Source organism: Polynucleobacter sp. AP-Kaivos-20-H2, from assembly GCF_018882215.1.
In the GTDB taxonomy this organism is placed as follows: Bacteria; Pseudomonadota; Gammaproteobacteria; order Burkholderiales; family Burkholderiaceae; genus Polynucleobacter.
Genome location: NZ_JACVOX010000002.1, coordinates 289,697 through 306,426 on the forward strand (window position 1 = coordinate 289,697; position 16,730 = coordinate 306,426).

General features: G+C 47.4%; 17 protein-coding genes. 6 read left to right on the top strand and 11 right to left on the bottom strand.

The genetic code is table 11. The features are described 5' to 3' along the window. Window positions 1-13: 13 nt before the first annotated feature. The 8 genes from fabF to ICE89_RS05885 all read right to left on the bottom strand — a co-directional run bounded on the left by fabF (window position 14) and on the right by ICE89_RS05885 (window position 6,325). Window positions 14-1,261 (bottom strand): beta-ketoacyl-ACP synthase II, encoded by a 1,248-nt coding sequence (fabF, locus tag ICE89_RS05850; protein WP_216263980.1) that lies wholly within the window; start codon window positions 1,259-1,261, stop codon window positions 14-16. Between the two features lie 21 nt (window positions 1,262-1,282). Then, on the bottom strand, window positions 1,283-1,522 hold the full coding sequence (gene acpP, locus ICE89_RS05855) for an acyl carrier protein (protein ID WP_011902246.1): 240 nt from the start codon (window positions 1,520-1,522) through the stop codon (window positions 1,283-1,285). Between the two features lie 101 nt (window positions 1,523-1,623). Beyond that, window positions 1,624-2,367 carry a 3-oxoacyl-ACP reductase FabG gene (gene fabG, locus ICE89_RS05860; protein WP_216263979.1) on the bottom strand — a complete coding sequence of 248 codons (744 nt, stop codon included), beginning with the start codon at window positions 2,365-2,367 and terminating at the stop codon, window positions 1,624-1,626. A gap of 26 nt (window positions 2,368-2,393) precedes the next feature. Further along, complete coding sequence (fabD, locus tag ICE89_RS05865; protein ID WP_216265192.1) at window positions 2,394-3,329, bottom strand: ACP S-malonyltransferase; 936 nt, start codon at window positions 3,327-3,329, stop codon at window positions 2,394-2,396. A 55-nt stretch (window positions 3,330-3,384) separates the two neighbouring features. Then, the gene (locus ICE89_RS05870; protein WP_216263977.1) at window positions 3,385-4,371 is read right to left on the bottom strand and encodes a beta-ketoacyl-ACP synthase III; all 987 of its coding nucleotides are present in this window, start codon (window positions 4,369-4,371) and stop codon (window positions 3,385-3,387) included. Further along, window positions 4,368-5,381, bottom strand: a complete 1,014-nt coding sequence (plsX, locus tag ICE89_RS05875) for a phosphate acyltransferase PlsX (RefSeq protein ID WP_216263976.1) — start codon at window positions 5,379-5,381, stop codon at window positions 4,368-4,370. The genes ICE89_RS05870 and plsX overlap by 4 nt, the downstream gene beginning before the upstream one ends. Before the next feature lie 83 nt (window positions 5,382-5,464). Then, window positions 5,465-5,644 (bottom strand): 50S ribosomal protein L32, encoded by a 180-nt coding sequence (gene rpmF / locus ICE89_RS05880; RefSeq protein ID WP_011902241.1) that lies wholly within the window; start codon window positions 5,642-5,644, stop codon window positions 5,465-5,467. Window positions 5,645-5,749: 105 nt separating this feature from the next. Next, window positions 5,750-6,325, bottom strand: coding sequence for a YceD family protein (locus tag ICE89_RS05885; protein ID WP_216265193.1), 576 nt, complete (start codon window positions 6,323-6,325; stop codon window positions 5,750-5,752). 43 nt (window positions 6,326-6,368) lie between these two features. Between ICE89_RS05885 and ICE89_RS05890 the strand changes: the two genes are divergently transcribed. Continuing rightward, entirely contained in the window at window positions 6,369-6,977 is a 609-nt protein-coding gene (locus ICE89_RS05890) for a Maf family nucleotide pyrophosphatase (protein ID WP_216264011.1), read from the top strand. Between the two features lie 39 nt (window positions 6,978-7,016). Beyond that, complete coding sequence (locus ICE89_RS05895; protein ID WP_216265194.1) at window positions 7,017-7,787, top strand: SAM-dependent methyltransferase; 771 nt, start codon at window positions 7,017-7,019, stop codon at window positions 7,785-7,787. A gap of 46 nt (window positions 7,788-7,833) precedes the next feature. Here ICE89_RS05895 and sppA read toward each other — a convergent pair whose 3' ends face one another. The 3 genes from sppA to ICE89_RS05910 are packed head-to-tail and all read right to left on the bottom strand — an operon-like array spanning window position 7,834 to window position 10,499. Next, window positions 7,834-8,781 carry a signal peptide peptidase SppA gene (gene sppA, locus ICE89_RS05900; RefSeq protein WP_216242420.1) on the bottom strand — a complete coding sequence of 316 codons (948 nt, stop codon included), beginning with the start codon at window positions 8,779-8,781 and terminating at the stop codon, window positions 7,834-7,836. A gap of 12 nt (window positions 8,782-8,793) precedes the next feature. Then, a complete protein-coding gene (locus ICE89_RS05905; protein ID WP_216265195.1) occupies window positions 8,794-9,474 on the bottom strand; it encodes an HAD-IA family hydrolase in 681 nt (226 codons plus the stop codon). 8 nt (window positions 9,475-9,482) lie between these two features. Beyond that, window positions 9,483-10,499 (bottom strand): RluA family pseudouridine synthase, encoded by a 1,017-nt coding sequence (locus ICE89_RS05910; RefSeq protein ID WP_216265196.1) that lies wholly within the window; start codon window positions 10,497-10,499, stop codon window positions 9,483-9,485. A 463-nt stretch (window positions 10,500-10,962) separates the two neighbouring features. Between ICE89_RS05910 and ICE89_RS05915 the strand changes: the two genes are divergently transcribed. The 4 genes from ICE89_RS05915 (at window position 10,963) to glp (ending at window position 16,726) form a co-directional block, all read left to right on the top strand. Further along, window positions 10,963-13,587, top strand: coding sequence for an Rne/Rng family ribonuclease (locus ICE89_RS05915; RefSeq protein ID WP_216265197.1), 2,625 nt, complete (start codon window positions 10,963-10,965; stop codon window positions 13,585-13,587). Window positions 13,588-13,680: 93 nt separating this feature from the next. Then, on the top strand, window positions 13,681-14,808 hold the full coding sequence (gene moaA, locus ICE89_RS05920; protein WP_216265198.1) for a GTP 3',8-cyclase MoaA: 1,128 nt from the start codon (window positions 13,681-13,683) through the stop codon (window positions 14,806-14,808). Beyond that, complete coding sequence (gene mobA, locus ICE89_RS05925; RefSeq protein ID WP_216265199.1) at window positions 14,808-15,413, top strand: molybdenum cofactor guanylyltransferase MobA; 606 nt, start codon at window positions 14,808-14,810, stop codon at window positions 15,411-15,413. Before moaA ends, mobA begins: the two co-directional genes overlap by 1 nt. Beyond that, on the top strand, window positions 15,410-16,726 hold the full coding sequence (gene glp, locus ICE89_RS05930; RefSeq protein ID WP_216265200.1) for a gephyrin-like molybdotransferase Glp: 1,317 nt from the start codon (window positions 15,410-15,412) through the stop codon (window positions 16,724-16,726). Before mobA ends, glp begins: the two co-directional genes overlap by 4 nt. The last annotated feature ends 4 nt before the right edge of the window (window positions 16,727-16,730 follow it).

Sequence of the window (16,730 nt, forward strand, 5' to 3'; positions counted from 1 at the left end):
GATATTAAGAATATTAGGTCAGCTTGCCAAAAATCAAGGTACCGTTAGTACCCCCAAAGCCAAAATTGTTTTTGACTGCATGGTCAATCTTCACATCCCTAGCGGTATTGGCGCAGTAGTCCAGGTCGCACTCAGGATCTTGATTGAAGATATTGATAGTAGGTGGTGATTTTTGGTTATGAAGAGCCAAAATCGTGAAAACAGACTCCAAGCCACCGGCGCCGCCCAAAAGGTGGCCAGTCATCGACTTGGTAGAGTTAATTAAAGCCTTTTTGGCATGATCGCCCAAAGCAGCTTTAATCGCTTCGGTTTCATTCTTGTCGCCCAAAGGCGTAGAAGTTCCGTGAGCATTTAAATACTGAATTTGATCTGGATTGAGTTTGGCATCGCGCATTGCATTCACCATGCAACGACGGGGGCCATCCATATTTGGTGCAGTCATGTGATAAGCGTCACCGCTCATACCGAAGCCCAGTAATTCGCAATAGATTTTTGCGCCACGGGCTTTAGCGTGCTCATACTCTTCAATCACAACTACACCTGCGCCTTCACCCAGAACAAAACCATCGCGGTCTTTATCCCAAGGGCGTGATGCGGTAGCAGGATCATCATTGCGAGTAGAAAGCGCTCTTGCAGAAGCAAACCCACCAACTCCTAATGCGGAGATAGTAGATTCAGCACCGCCAGCAACCATGACATCAGCATCACCGTACTGAATTAAGCGTGCAGCCAATCCAATGCTGTGTAAACCCGTTGTACAGGCTGTTACCGCAGCCACGTTTGGACCTTTGAGACCAAACAAAATGCTGAGGTGGCCAGAAATCATATTGATGATGGAGCCTGGAACAAAGAAAGGGGAGATACGACGAGGGCCACGAGCCAATAACTCAGCGCCCGTTTCCTCAATCATAGGTAGGCCACCGATACCGGAGCCAACCATGACGCCAATACGCTCAGCGTTTTGTTCGGTGATCTCTAAACCACAGTCGCGAATGGCTTGCGTACCAGCAGCAATGCCGTAATGGATAAAGGTATCCATATGGCGCGCCTCTTTGGCAGAAACATATTCTTCGACATTGAAATCTTTCACCTCTCCAGCGAAATGAACGCTAAGCGGAGTATGGTCAAACTTAGTGATGGTAGCAATGCCTGATTTGCCCGCAAGCAAGTTAGACCAAGCTACATCAACTGAATTACCAACGGGTGAGATAAGGCCAAGGCCGGTAACTACAACCCGGCGTCGGCCATTTGATGCTGACACAGTAATACCTAGGCTAGGGAATTAACCCTGAGCTTTTGATGTAGCGAAGTCGATCGCGAGCTGAACTGTGGTGATCTTTTCAGCTTCCTCATCAGGAATTTCGATGCCGAATTCATCTTCCAAAGCCATAACCAGCTCAACAGTGTCAAGAGAGTCAGCGCCCAAGTCGTTCACGAAAGAAGATTCATTCTTGATGTCTCCTTCTGCGACGCCTAATTGCTCAGCGACGATTTTCTTAACGCGTTGTTCGATGTTGTCCATTAATTTCCCCAGGGGTTGTAAAAAACGATGAAAGGATTTTATCAGTTTGGCGGACCGAATTAGCAAATTCGCCTAAAAATGACCAAATCCTAGCTTTGCCGTTAGGCTAAATAGAGTCCGCCATTGACGTGTAGGGTATTACCCGTAATGTAGCCAGCCGCCGGAGAGGCCAAAAAGGCCACCGCTTGGGCGACATCCTCTGGACTACCCAAACGCGCCAAAGGAATGTTCACTTTTAGGGCATTTTGCTGTTCTTCGCTCAAAGCGCGGGTCATATCAGTATCGATAAATCCAGGAGCTACGCAATTCACAGTGATATTACGGCTACCAATTTCACGGGCTAAGGCACGAGTCATTCCAGAAACGCCCGCTTTTGCAGCTGCGTAATTTGCCTGACCAGGATTACCCATATGGCCAACAATTGAAGTGATATTAATAATGCGGCCACCACGAGCCTTCATCATGGGACGCATCACTGCTTGAGAAAGACGGAAGACTGAACTCAAGTTGGTATCAATCACATCAGTCCACTCTTCAGACTTCATACGCATTGATAAATTGTCGCGAGTGATGCCAGCGTTATTCACCAAGATATTGATGCCGCCATACTCTTTCACGATCAGATCAATAATTTCTTCACAAGCATTTGGGGCAGTCACATTCAATACTTTGCCAGCACCGCCTGAAGCTTTTAAACGCTCATCAATCGCCTTAGCTCCACTTTCGGATGTAGCCGTTCCAATTACCTTGGCACCACACTTCACTAGCTCATCCGCGATTGCCTGACCAATACCGCGTGAGGCGCCAGTTACTAAAGCAATTTGTCCGCTTAAGTCGAGATTCATTTTTATCTTCCACTATTACGTTTGTTTTATTTAAAGCTTGCCAAAACTTCATTCAAGCTAGCTTCGTCAAATACCGGCACACCAGTGACCTGATCATTAATGCGTTTAGTAAGACCTGCTAATACTTTGCCAGGACCGCACTCCACTACCTGAGTAATACCTTGAGAGGCCATAGCCTGAATGGTTTCTTGCCAACGCACAGGCTTAGCAGCTTGACGTACTAAGGCATCTTTAATGGCAATCGGATCATTCAAGATTTCAACATCTACGTTATTGATCACGGAAATAGTTGGTGCTTTAAACTCAATATTAGCTAAATAGACTTTCAATTTTTCAGAGGCTGGTTGCAGCAAAGAAGAATGGAACGGTGCAGATACTGGCAACGGCAAGGCACGCTTAGCACCAGCAGCTTTCAATAATTCACATGCTTTAGTAACGGCATCACTTGCACCAGCAATCACTACTTGGCCAGGGGCATTGAAATTGACGGCTTCAACAACACCGCCAGAAGCAGCACTTGCTTCAGCACAAACCTGAATCACGATTGCATCATCCAAGCCGAGAATCGCAGCCATACCACCTGTACCTACCGGCACAGCAGTTTGCATTGCTTCAGCACGAAAGCGCACCAATGGAACAGCATCTTTAAAAGAAATAACGCCAGATGCAACCAAGGCAGTGTACTCACCAAGACTATGACCAGCCATCACCTTAGGGGCAGGGCCACCAGCAGCTAACCAAGCGCGGTAGAAGGCCACACCAGCAGTCAACATCACAGGCTGCGTATTGGTTGTTAATGACAATGCCCCAGCAGGGCCTTCAGAAATCAGCTTTGCAACGTCCTCACTTAATGCCTCAGAAGCCTCTTGCAATGTTGCGCGTACTTCCGGGCGCTCAGAAATGGAATTGAGCATGCCAACGGATTGAGAGCCTTGACCAGGAAATACAAATGCAAATGTCATGTGATTAATTCGCTAAAAAGAAATTAAAGAGATGAATAAAGATAGTGTGCCGCTCTTAGTATTTAATCGCAACCGCACCCCAAGCGAACCCACCGCCAACACCCTCTAACAAGAGATGCTGCCCACGCTGAATTTGCCCAGAACGCACGCCAACATCCAATGCCAATGGAATGGATGCAGCCGAAGTATTGCCATGCTCATGCACAGTAACAATCACTTTATCCATGGACATACCCATCTTCTTAGCCGTGCCTTCCATGATGCGAATATTAGCTTGATGCGGTACTAGCCAGTCGATTTGCTCAGCCTTTAGGTTTGCTTTTTCGAGTGCCTCGTGAGCTACCTGCTCTAAGACCTTCACAGCAAGCTTAAAGACCGCTTGACCATCCATAGTCATAAATGGGGAACCATGCACTTCGCCATTACCAGCACGCCCAGGAACACACAAAATACCGCGTTGACTACCATCGGCATGTAATGCAGTAGAGAGAATGCCTGCCTCTTTAGAGGCCTCAAGCACAACAGCTCCAGCACCATCGCCAAATAAGACACAAGTGCCACGGTCTTGGAAATTCAGAATACGGGAGAATGTTTCTGCGCCAATGACCAATACTTTTTTGTATGAACCAGAACGAATAAATGCATCTGCAATGGCAAGCGCATAAGTAAAGCCAGCACAGACTGCTTGCACATCAAAAGCAGCACAAGCTGTGTGTGCACCCAATTTGTCCTGTACTACGCAAGCGGTACTTGGAAAACCACCCAAATGATCTGGAGTAGAAGTGGCCAAAATGATGAGGTCCAAATCCTCCGAGGTAATGCCGGTACTAGTTAATGCAGCTTGTGCCGCTTTGACAGCCAGATCACTAGTTAACTCATTTTCAGCAGCAAAGTGACGTGCAGAAATACCGCTTCGTGTCTTAATCCACTCATCACTGGTCTCTAGCCCTGTCTTGGCGAGACGCTCGACCAAATCCTGGTTAGTTAAACGTAATTCCGGAAGATAACTTCCGGTACCTGCTACTCTCGCAAAAATACTCATAGTTTTGTCTCCACCACAAAGGCTGCAGCAATACGCTCCACCATGCGGTTCTTAGCCGCCTCATAGGCGCGATCCAAGGCAAAGCCAAAAGCAAAGCGATCAGCAGAACCATGGCTCTTAATCACGCAACCACGTAAACCCAACAATACTGCGCCGTTATAACGACGATGATCAACACGCTTACGTACTCTTAGCAATGGCACCATTGCACAGATCGCCATCAACTTCGTAAGCAATGAGCGATTAAATTCTTGCCTAATCAAGCCACTCATCATTTTTGCTAAACCTTCACTGGCTTTAAGAACTACGTTACCAACAAAGCCATCGCAGACCACAATATCAGTCGTTCCCTTAAAAATGTCATTGCCTTCAACGTTGCCATAAAAGTTTAAAGAGGTTTGGCGAAGTAACTCGCTGGTTTGCTTAACAACTTCATTGCCCTTAATCACTTCTTCACCAATATTGAGAAGGCCAATTGAAGGGTTTTCTTTACCATCAACCACCTGCACCATCACGTTTGCCATCTGGGCAAACTGCACCAAGTGCATTGGTTCACAGTCGGCATTTGCGCCTAGGTCCAGCATAGTTGTCCCGCGCCCTAATTCATTGGGGATCGCGGTAGCAATCGCAGGACGATCAACACCATCAAGCGTTTTGAGAATGTAGCGAGAGATCGCCATGAGTGCGCCAGTATTACCAGAAGAGATCACTGCATCGGCGGCGCCCTCCTTCACTTGCATGATGGCAACGCGCATAGAGGAATCTTTTTTGCGACGCAGAGCAATCTCAATGGGATCATCCATCAAGACAACTTCACTAGCGGGAATAATTTGAATTCGCTCCATAGGAGCTTTGGGTGATTTACTCAAGGCTTGCTTAATTAAATCAGGATCACCAACGAGGGTAATCTTCACATCAGCGTGTTTTTCTAAAAAATCGCAGGCAGCCGGAACCGTCACGACGACTCCATGATCTCCGCCCATGGCATCAATAGCAAGAGTAACGCTCATAAGCTCATTGATTGCTGCAAGTGATTTATCCAAGAAAAAAGCGGCTTTTACTGGAGCCGCTTCTATCTGTTTAGACTAAAAAATTAGTCGTTTTTAGTTTTAACAACTTTACGACCACGATAGTAGCCATTAGGTGAAATGTGGTGGCGCAAATGAGCCTCACCAGTTGTGGCTTCAACAGCCGTAGCAGGTGCGGTCAAGAAGTCGTGCGCACGGTGCATGCCACGTTTGGAAGGTGATTTTTTGTTTTGTTGAACGGCCATATTGAACTCCTAAGCAAGGCGATATTCTAGCATGGAAATGCGCCTAAATGCTTGATTTATTGACAAAAGATACTTAAAACAACAACTGAAATCAGACCCCTAATTTCAGTTTTTCTTCATATTTTTCAATATGTTAAAGGGGTTTTCCCGCTCATTTGACAGCTCCTCATCAACCTCATCACCAAAGGTAGATGCGTGGGGCTCACAAAACCCATCCGGATGCTTTGGAATCAGAGGCAAAGACAGCAAAACCTCATCCTCTATGGTTTCCAGGAGGTTGAAGTGCTGATTTACGACCAGAGGCTCTTGCTCCTCATCCTCAAGAGGGTATTCATCAGCCTCAGAATCTGTCAAAACCAGAATAAATCGACGGTTTTCATCCAAATCTACTGCGCAATCTTGTAAACAGCGCTGACAGACCAGGTGCAAACGTCCTTTTAGCCCTAATTCGAGGATTTGATGGGGCTCGCTACCCGGGGAATCCTCAAAATAGGTCCTCACAGACCAATTAAAGCCATCGGCTGGGTTAACGGTTGATGCCTCCTCGGCCAGCCTTGGCATATCTGACATGCTTAAAAAACCAGACCCCACATAAGATTGAGGGGCACAAAAATCTACCCTCTTTAAGGCACTAGGCTCAGCAGATAGTTCGACTTGAGGTAAAACTTGATTACGATTCATAGCATCAGTCTAAATGAATGCCAGCCCGAAAGTGCAGAACACCATGAGTATCCCAGCAAACTCGTCCCAAAACCCAAGCCTAATTTTGGCATCCACCTCCCAATATCGCCGTGAACTTTTAGAGCGCTTACGAATTCCGTTTGAAGTTATTTCACCAAAGGTAGATGAAACCCCACATACTGGAGAGAGCACTCTTGATTTGGCACTCCGACTTGCTCAAGCAAAAGCAGCTGCAGTTGCTAAAGAGCATCCTGATGCTTGGGTCATTGGCTCTGATCAAGTTGCCGATCTTTGTGGAGCAGCGATTGGTAAGCCTGGTAATTTTGAAAGAGCCTTAGCCCAACTACAACTCATGCGTGGTCAAGCGGTGACTTTTCAAACGGCGCTATGTTTGATGAAGGGTGATAGCCAAACCACTTTATGTGTTCCTACTGAAGTTACTTTTCGCAAACTTCCAGACAGCACCCTAGAGGCGTACCTACTAGCTGAAGAGCCTTATGATTGCGCTGGCAGCGCCAAGTCAGAAGGCCTAGGCATCAGTCTGCTAGAGTCCATCAAGAGCGATGATCCAACCGCCTTAATTGGTTTGCCGCTGATTGCATTAACCAGCATGCTACGCGATGCTGGCTTTGCAATTCCAACAAAAAAATAAAGCAAAAATTAATAACTAGATTCATTAGAAAAATAATTCATGAGCAAACTTGGCGCCCTGTATTTAGTTCCCAATACCTTGGGCGATGATGGTCGTGTTGAGCAATTGCCCTGGGTACTTCCATCTGAAACGATTACGCAAACAGCCAAGTTAAAGCACTGGATTGTTGAAGATGCCAAGACGGCGCGAGCGTTGTTAAAAGCAATCGATTCTGTCTCTCCGTTGGCATGCACCATCCAAGAAATGCACATGAGTGAATGGCGTGGTGCTGCGCGCAATGCAAAGTATGGTGATGCGGTTAAGCCGGCCGATTTACTCAAACCTTTGCTTGCTGGCAATGATATGGGCTTGATGTCTGAAGCAGGAGTCCCTGGCGTTGCAGACCCTGGTGCAGAGTTAGTGCTAGCGGCACATAAGCTAGGCGCCCAAGTGAAGCCACTCGTTGGACCGAGCTCTATCTTGTTAGGCCTGATGGCAAGCGGACTCAATGGCCAACGCTTTGCATTTCAGGGTTACTTGCCTCATGACACCCATGAGCGCACTGCCAAACTTAAGCAACTCGAAGTTGAGTCTCGTAAATTACAACAAACCCAAATTTGGATTGAGACACCTTATCGAAATACTGCCATGCTCATGGCTTGCATCAATTCTTTAGCGCCGCAAAGCCTGCTATGCCTCGGTGTGGACCTTAGTCTGCCATCAGAAACGATTGCCACCCTTTCAATTGCAGATTGGCGTAAACGCTATCCGAATGAAGCCGCTTGTGCTTCATTGCAAAATAGGCCAACAGTATTTCTACTGCTGGCCTAAACCTTCAATGCTTTAGCAATGCTTTAGTTTTACTTTTTTATTATTTCTATTTAAGGTCAGGTGTCTTTACCAACGCTTTACCAGCAGCAGTTCCAGCTTCAGCACCAAAGCGTTTAGCAACCCGCTCAGCGAAATTCTCTTTCATGGTGTAGTCCAGAATATCGGGCGCCTTAAAGATGTCGCGGGCAACGGTATCTACTGTGCCATACCCATCAGCCAAACCAATCTTGACTGCTTGCTCGCCATTCCAAATACGGCCAGAAAATAAATCTGGCACGTCTTTTAAGCGATCGCCACGGCCCTCTTTCACCACTGCAATAAATTGCTGGTGAATCTCATCAATCATGGTCTTGACCATTTCAACTTGCTTTGGATTCTCTTTGCTAAATGGATCCATCATGCCTTTATTAGAGCCTGAGGTAATCATGCGACGAGTAACACCCAACTTATCCATGAGGCCTGTAAAACCAAAGCCTTCCATGATCACCCCAATGGATCCCACCAAGCTGGCTTTATCAACCAAGATTTGATCCGCAGCGACCGCAACGTAGTAACCACCAGATGCGCAGATGTCTTCGACAACGACATAAAACGGTTTTTTGGGATAGAGCTTGCGCAAGCGGTGAATCTCATCATTGATCATGCCGGCTTGAACTGGCGAACCTCCAGGACTATTAATACGCAACACAACACCAGCGCTGTGCTCATTTTCAAATGCAGACAATAAAGAGGAATTGATATCCATTGCATTAGCCATCGAGCTGGAAGAAATTTCTCCTTCAAGTGTTACCAATGCAGTGTGTTTTTCAACCCCCATGCCCTTGCCTGGAAGGTGAAAATCAAATATCGAAAGCAATGCGCCAACAATAACCAGCAAGGTAAGTACTCGCAGCACTGCTTTCCAACGACGTGCTTTACGAGTTTCTTTTAAATTCTCCAACAAGAGATGTTCGAGAGCTTGACGTTCCCAATTAGGGTTTGGGTTGTTTTCCATCTTTTTGCTTCCTTAGTATTGCAGGTTATTTTTAAGCCATTGTGAGAGTTGTGCGACATCATCTACATGCGTTAATGATGGTGAAGCTTTTAAGGTATCGGGTGGGTGAGCGCCATAAGTCACAGCTACCGCATCAACCCCAGCATTCGCTGCCATATCGAGGTCGTGGGTTGTGTCGCCAATCATCAGCATGCGACGAGTCGGCACTTGAGTCACATCCGATAGCTCAAGCAACATTCCTGGATGAGGCTTAGAAAAAGATTCATCCGCTGTACGGGTCTCATGAAAGAGATGGCCGATCTGATGATGGCCAAGCGAGCGATCCAATCCGACACGCGACTTTCCAGTGGCAACAGCTAGTAAATACTGTTTAGCGTGCAGCTCCTCTAAGAGCTCTCGTATGCCCACAAACAAATCGAGCTCATGATCTTTGGCTAAGTAGTGATAACGAAAACGCTCAGTCAGTTTTGGAAAATGGGCCGGTTCTATCCATGGCACTGCTCTGCGCAACGAATCCTGAATTCCCAAACCAATGACTGAACTCGCCAATGTGTCGTCAGGCGCTTTAAAGCCTAAATCGCGACAGGCTTGCTGAATACAATGCACGATGGTTGGCGTGGAATCCATGATGGTTCCATCCCAATCCCACACAATCAGGTCATAGGGTCGATTCGATTTATTTGCTTGAGACATTCTGATATTTACTGCTCAAAGGTTTTTATCATGGCCGCAAATTCTGCAGGTAATGGCGATTCAATCCGCATCTTTTCGCCAGTACGTGGGTGTGTAAAACCAGCCAAATGAGCGTGTAGATATAAGCGCTTGGATTTAACCACCTTATCCAAATCCTCAAAGCCATATTTATCATCACCCAAAATTGCATGCCCTAGCTTTTGCAAATGCACCCGAATCTGATGAGTACGTCCCGTCTTAAGTTGCGCCTCAGCTAGAGTGATTGATGCGCCCTCGCGCTTGAGCACTTTAGTTACTCTTAAGGAGGTATGACTTGGTAATCCATCTGGATCAACGCGAACGCGGCGCTCGCCATTAGGCAGAAGATATTTATGCAGCGGATATTTGAGCTGCATGGTTTGAGCGCCTTGGATAATTTCACCATGTGCAAGCAAGTAATAGCGCTTATCCGTTTGACCCTCACGAATTTGACGATGCAGTTCCACCAAAGCGCTTCGCTTTTTAGCCAAGAGTAAAACGCCTGATGTGTCACGGTCTAAGCGATGGACCAATTCCAAAAACTTGAGCTCTGGGCGAGTAATGCGCAGGGTCTCAATGACACCAAGTGCGATGCCGGAGCCACCATGCACCGCTAAACCTGTTGGCTTATTGACTATTAAGAGTGCTTCATCCTCAAAAAGAATCGGCATTTTGTCCGAGTAGCCATGCGCCCGAGATTTGATTTGAGCGCTATTAACCGCAGCCATTTGGGCGGGTTCAGCAATTCGAACCGGAGGCAGCCGCACCACATCCCCCTCAATCAGACGGGTTGTTGGCTCAGCCCGCTTTTTATTGACTCGGACCTCGCCAGATCGAATAATTCGGTAAACGTGGCTTTTGGGAACCCCTTTGGCCCAACGCAACAAATAGTTGTCTAGGCGTTGACCGGCCTCTTCGGGACCAATGGTCTGAAGATGCACTGCAGCAGGCGCTGAAGTAGTGGGCGTTTTCGCCTTTAAGGGCTTGGAAATGGGCTCGGATTTCATGATTTATCTCTCTTGCGACCCCACAAGGGGATGACAAGGGACTCAACAATACCCCATTGTCACGCAACTTGTGCCGTATAATCAACGCTCTAGCCAATTTATTGGCCCGAGACCAACCTGAAGTCAGGTTTGAATCGTGGAGCTTGGAGTCGCCCTTTAAAAGACTCCCGGGGTTGCCCCTCCCCCGTTTAATGAGGCGCAGGGTTGGTGTGCCGTATGCCGCGACCCGCGATTAGAAGACAGTTTTCAGGCGCGCGCCTGCATTGATGACCTGAAGGAGGTCTCTGCGGCGATCGTCAGGTGTGGCACCAAATTAACCAACAGTTAAGCTGGTGAACTAGGCAAAAAATGTCTAGATTTGCATGATCCACACTCATAAACCGCCTTGGGCTTAGTCCCAAGTGGTATCAAACTTGTCCCCTAACGCAGCGCGCAACGACGCCCTCCCCCATAGGAGAGTGTTATGAAACGCATGTTGTTTAATGCAACTCAACAAGAAGAGTTGCGAGTTGCCATCGTTGATGGTCAAAAACTCATTGATATCGATATCGAAGCTGCCGGCCGTGAACAACGCAAAGGCAATATCTACAAAGGTGTCATTACCCGTATTGAACCTTCCCTTGAGGCCTGCTTTGTCAATTACGGCGAAGAGCGTCATGGCTTCTTGCCGTTTAAGGAAGTAGCTCGCAGTTACTTTAAAGAAGGTACCGACGTCCGTAATGCTTCTATTAAGGATGCCTTACGCGAAGGTCAAGAAATCATTGTTCAAGTAGAAAAAGAAGAGCGCGGCCAAAAGGGTGCAGCCCTCACATCCTTTATCTCCTTGGCAGGACGTTATTTGGTCTTGATGCCGAATAACCCACGTGGAGGTGGCGTTTCCCGCCGTATTGAAGGTGAAGACCGTCAAGAACTCCGCGAAGCGATGGCTCAATTAGAAGTGGCAGATGGCATGAGCATCATTGCTCGTACCGCTGGTATTGGTCGTGATGCTACTGAATTGCAGTGGGACTTAAGTTACCTCATGCAATTGTGGAAAGCGATTGATGAAGCTGCTAAAGGCAACTCTGCTCCATTACTGATCTACCTCGAATCTAGCTTAGTGATTCGCGCGATTCGCGATTACTTCCAGCCTGATATTGGTGAGATCCTCATCGATACCGATGACATCTACGAACAAGCTGCAGCATTTATGTCTGTAGTGATGCCTGACAATTTGCCACGAGTAAAGCGCTATCAAGACGATGTACCTTTGTTCTCTCGTTTCCAAATTGAGCATCAAATTGAAACTGCTTACTCACGCACTGTGCCACTGCCATCTGGCGGTGCAATCGTGATCGACCATACCGAAGCTTTAGTTTCAGTCGACGTCAACTCAGCACGTGCAACCCGTGGCTCTGATATCGAAGAGACTGCAACTCGCACCAACTTAGAAGCTGCTGATGAAATCGCCCGTCAAGCACGTTTACGTGATTTGGGTGGCTTAATCGTGATCGACTTCATTGATATGGAATCGAGCAAAGCACAAAAAGATGTTGAGAACCGCTTACGCGATGCTCTGCGTCATGATCGTGCTCGCGTTCAGATGGGCAAAATCTCCAAGTTTGGCTTGATGGAAATGTCTCGTCAGCGCTTGCGCCCTGCACTATCTGAAGGTAGCCATGTCACCTGCCCACGTTGTAACGGCACTGGCCACATTCGCGATACTGAATCTTCTGCATTGCAAGTTCTGCGTATCATCCAAGAAGAAGCGATGAAGGAAAACACAGCAGCGATTCATACACAGGTACCAGTCGAAGTGGCTGCCTTCCTCCTGAATGAAAAACGTGCTGAAGTCATCAAGATCGAGACCCGCTTCAAAGTGAATGTCTTGATGGTTCCTAACAAGCATTTAGAAACTCCACATTACAAACTAGAGCGCTTGCGTCATGACGACCCACGTCTTGATGACCAAAAGGCTAGTTATGTGATGGCGGAAGAAGCTGCTCGCGAACTCGAAACAGACACAACAGTTAGCAAAAAAGATGCGGATGTAAAAGTACGTCCAGAAGCAGCAGTTAAAGGCATCACTCCGACACAACCTGCACCAGTCAGTCAGCCACGTCCTGCACGTACTGAAAAAGTGGTGACTGAAAGTTCTGGCGGTCTCTTTGGGTTTATTAAGAAGCTTTTCTCCTCATCCCCAGCAGTTGAAGAGAAGCCTGCACCAAGCAACCCTCGTGGCCGCAATCAAGGCCGCAATGGCAACGATCGCAATCGTGGTCGCAACCGTCGTGGTGAGCGTACTGAGCGCCCAGAAGCGGCTGCAGCTGAAGGTACTCCAACAGAAGGTGCTAACAACAATCGCAACCGCAACAACCGTAACGGCAATCGTAACCAGGGCAATCAAAATGGTCCGAAGCCAGAACGTCAAGATGCGAACCGCAATCAAGCTAATCCAGCAGCAGTAACGCCTGCAACTGAAGCCGCTCCTGGTGGCGAAACTACTCCAGGCGCTGAAGGTGAAGAGCGTCGTGGTCGTGGTCGCAACCGTCGTGGTCGTGGTCGTGGTCAACGTGGCGAGCGTACTGAAGGTGGCAATGATGTTGCTAATACACCAGCAACTGCTATGTCAGCAAGCCCATTTGCAGGCCCTCCAGTAGGTATGGCTGGTGCATCTGCAAGCATGCCTATTCAGAATATTGCGAACAGCTTTGGTAACGCAAAACTTGTAGCAGAGAAACAAGAAAGGCAAGAGCGCGCACCACGTGCTCCACGTCAATCAAATCGTCCTACACAAAACTCTGCTCCCGCATCTAATCCAGCACCAGTTGCTGTTGCGGCTGCTCCGCTAGAGGTCATCGCTAAACCTGCACCAGAACTTCCTAAAGTTGCCTTCCAGGCACTTGAAGAAACTTCGTTGCATAGCGTTGTGCAATCAGCCGGCATGATTTGGGTCGCTACCGACTCTTCAAAGCATGCTGACGCTCAAAGCCAGATTCAGGCAGAGCCTGTTGCTCATAACTTGGGCAGAGCACCTAAACCGGCTGCAAGTCTTCCTGATGGCCCAATGGTTTTAGTTGAAACCGGCGGCCAAGAAAAAACGGTTTAACGCTTATTTAAGCTTTTCTCCAGACCGCCATTTATCCCAAAAGGATATTTGGCGGTTTGGCAGAAACCCCGTTTCACAGCCATAATTGAGAGCATGGTTGAAAAAGTAAACCCTAAAGTAATTCCGATACGCATTGATGAAGGCAAAGGCCTAACGCCATCTATTGGCGCCCAACTCATCACGCCGCATAGTCATACCAAAGATACTCGGGGGCGCACTCTAAGAGATCTGCGTATCTCCGTGACCGATCGCTGCAACTTTCGCTGCACCTATTGCATGCCTAAGGAAGTATTCGATCAAAACTATCCTTACCTAGCTCATAAAGAATTACTGAGTTTTGAAGAAATTACTCGCCTCACCTCTATCTTCGCTACTTTGGGCGTTGAAAAAATTAGACTGACTGGTGGCGAGCCTTTGCTGCGCAAGAACTTAGAGGTACTTATTGAGATGTTGGCCAAAGTGCGCACTCCAGAAGATAAAGCGCTGGACCTCACCCTCACTACTAACGGCAGCATCTTACGTAAGAAAGCTGCTGCACTAAAAACTGCCGGCCTGCAAAGATTGACAGTCAGTCTCGATGGTCTAGATGATGCCATCTTCAAAAAAATGAATGATGTTGACTTCCCAGTTGCCGATGTGCTCGATGGCATTGCCGCAGCGCAAGAAGCAGGCTTCCAAAATATCAAAGTCAATATGGTGGTGAAAAAAGGTACCAACGATCATGAGATTGTTGCGATGGCTAAGCACTTTAAAGGCAGCGGCGTCATTCTGCGTTTTATTGAATTTATGGATGTGGGCAGTTCTAATGGCTGGAATATGGAACAGGTACTTCCGTCTAAAGAAGTGATTGCCAGAATTCATGAAGCTTTTCCTTTAGAGCCAGTAGAGGCTAACTACACCGGTGAAGTCGCACAGCGCTGGCGCTATGTCGATGGCTCAGGGGAGATTGGTGTGATCTCCAGTGTTACTCAAACTTTCTGTCACGAATGCTCTAGAGCACGCATCTCGACTGATGGGCAAATGTATCTTTGCCTTTTTGCCAATGAAGGTTTTGATTTCAAAACCTTACTGCGCTCTGGCAAGAGTGATTTAGAAATTGCTAATGCGGTAATGAACACCTGGTCAACTCGCGACGATCACTATTCAGAAATTCGGGGTTCGAATACTGCGAATCTACCCTCTGGCAACCGCAAGGTTGAAATGTCTTACATTGGTGGTTAATGATTTCTACTAAAGACATTACTGGACTCATACTTGCTGGTGGACGCGCGCAACGCATGGGTGGCATTGATAAAGGTCTTATTCCTTTTCACGGCAAACCACTCATTGAGTCAGCCATTACTAAGCTTAAGCCTCAAGTACAAACTATTGTGATTAATGCCAATCGTAATGTCACAAAGTATGCGAGCTATGGGTATCCAGTGATCATGGATGAAACGCCAGATTTTTCAGGGCCATTAGCGGGCTTCTCTGTAGGTTTGAAGTCCTGCAAGACCTCTTATCTCCTTACCTCACCTTGCGACTCCCCCCTGCTACCCAATAACCTCGCAGAGTTATTAATTGCCGAGATGGAGCGAGGTGATTTTCAATTGGTGTACGCCTCCACCAAAGAAGCGGATGGCAAAGTATGGGCACAGCCTGTTTTTTGTCTTATGCGTAGTAACTTACAAGATTCATTGGATCAATTTCTCCAAAAAGGGGGTCTCAAAATTGATCGCTGGTTTAGAGAGTTGCATAGCAGCACGGTCATTTTTGATGACCCTCAACTATTTGCCAATGTAAATACTCCTGAAGAGCTAAAGTCACTAGAAGAAGCATCGGCATGAGTCACTCTCCAAACCAAGCAATTCTCTTAACCTCATCACTACATGTTGATGATGCACGCAAGGCAATTGCTGCTTTGGTAGAAGATCTCATTGAAGAATCTAAGACGATTAATGATCCTGCAGATATCGAAAATGTTCCATTGGATCAAGCGATTAATCGAATATTGGCAGCCGATTTACTTTCACCTATCAATGTGCCAGCTGCAGACAATTCAGCTATGGATGGTTTTGCATTTGATGGCAAATGTCTCGACACCAACAGTACTACCATCGGCTTGAGGGTGGTTGGCACGGCGCTTGCTGGCAAACCCTTTGAAGGCAGTATTGGTCCTGGGGAATGCCTAAAAATCATGACGGGTGCCGTGATACCTGCTGGCTGCGATACCGTCATTCCACAAGAATTCACAAGCGCAAAAGATGAGAATGCAATTGAATTCAAGCAAGATCAATTAAAGCCTGGCGAGAACAGACGCCTACGTGGTGAGGATCTTCAAAAGGGTAAACCTGCAATTGCTGCGGGTCGCTTACTGCGCCCTTCTGATCTAGGTCTAGCTGCATCACTTGGTATTACCTCCTTACCAGTAAAGCGCAAACTCAAAGTAGCCATTCTGTCTTCCGGTGATGAATTGCGCGCGCTAGGCCAAGCATTAGATGCAGGCAGCATATATGACAGCAACCGCTACAGTCTTACTGGTTTACTCAATCGCCTAAATTTAGAAATCATTGACTGCGGCATTGTGCGCGATGATCCCATCTCTTTGAAGCAAGCCTTTATCGAGGCAGCTAGCAAAGCAGATGTATTGATTTCCTCTGGGGGCGTTTCGGTTGGTGAAGCAGATTTCACAAAACAGATCATGCAAGAGTTGGGTGATGTCGGTTTCTGGAAAATCGCCATGCGCCCAGGACGCCCTATGGCGTTTGGAGTTCTCAAACCAGTCGCCGGAAAATTCCCCGCTCGCAAAACGCTCTTCTTTGGTTTACCCGGAAATCCAGTGGCGGTCATGGTGACCTTCTATCAATTTGTTCGAGCAGCACTTTTACAACTCAACGGAGCCAATCAGACTGAACCACCTCTTACCCAGGCCGTTGCCGAAGCTCCCATTCGAAAAAAACCGGGTCGTACAGAATTTCAGCGCGCCATTCTAGGGCGTGGAGCCGATAACAAGCCTACACTAAGACTAACTGGCAGCCAGGGTGCTGGGATTTTGCGCTCGATGAGTGAAGCTAATTGCTTTGTGATCCTAGCTCACGAGCAGGGAAATGTTGCCGCTGGAGACTGGGTAGATATAGCACTTTTTGATGGACTGCTTTAAGATT

Excerpts from the sequence above, each read along its gene's own strand:
- acpP (WP_011902246.1), bottom strand. The coding sequence starts at position 1,522 with ATGGACAACATCGAACAACGCGTTAAGAAAATCGTCGCTGAGCAATTA.
- fabG (WP_216263979.1), bottom strand. The coding sequence starts at position 2,367 with ATGAATCTCGACTTAAGCGGACAAATTGCTTTAGTAACTGGCGCCTCA.
- fabD (WP_216265192.1), bottom strand. The coding sequence starts at position 3,329 with ATGACATTTGCATTTGTATTTCCTGGTCAAGGCTCTCAATCCGTTGGC.
- ICE89_RS05870 (WP_216263977.1), bottom strand. The coding sequence starts at position 4,371 with ATGAGTATTTTTGCGAGAGTAGCAGGTACCGGAAGTTATCTTCCGGAA.
- plsX (WP_216263976.1), bottom strand. The coding sequence starts at position 5,381 with ATGAGCGTTACTCTTGCTATTGATGCCATGGGCGGAGATCATGGAGTC.
- rpmF (WP_011902241.1), bottom strand. The coding sequence starts at position 5,644 with ATGGCCGTTCAACAAAACAAAAAATCACCTTCCAAACGTGGCATGCAC.
- ICE89_RS05885 (WP_216265193.1), bottom strand. The coding sequence starts at position 6,325 with ATGAATCGTAATCAAGTTTTACCTCAAGTCGAACTATCTGCTGAGCCT.
- ICE89_RS05890 (WP_216264011.1), top strand. The coding sequence starts at position 6,369 with ATGAGTATCCCAGCAAACTCGTCCCAAAACCCAAGCCTAATTTTGGCA.
- ICE89_RS05895 (WP_216265194.1), top strand. The coding sequence starts at position 7,017 with ATGAGCAAACTTGGCGCCCTGTATTTAGTTCCCAATACCTTGGGCGAT.
- sppA (WP_216242420.1), bottom strand. The coding sequence starts at position 8,781 with ATGGAAAACAACCCAAACCCTAATTGGGAACGTCAAGCTCTCGAACAT.
- ICE89_RS05905 (WP_216265195.1), bottom strand. The coding sequence starts at position 9,474 with ATGTCTCAAGCAAATAAATCGAATCGACCCTATGACCTGATTGTGTGG.
- ICE89_RS05910 (WP_216265196.1), bottom strand. The coding sequence starts at position 10,499 with ATGAAATCCGAGCCCATTTCCAAGCCCTTAAAGGCGAAAACGCCCACT.
- ICE89_RS05915 (WP_216265197.1), top strand. The coding sequence starts at position 10,963 with ATGAAACGCATGTTGTTTAATGCAACTCAACAAGAAGAGTTGCGAGTT.
- moaA (WP_216265198.1), top strand. The coding sequence starts at position 13,681 with ATGGTTGAAAAAGTAAACCCTAAAGTAATTCCGATACGCATTGATGAA.
- mobA (WP_216265199.1), top strand. The coding sequence starts at position 14,808 with ATGATTTCTACTAAAGACATTACTGGACTCATACTTGCTGGTGGACGC.
- glp (WP_216265200.1), top strand. The coding sequence starts at position 15,410 with ATGAGTCACTCTCCAAACCAAGCAATTCTCTTAACCTCATCACTACAT.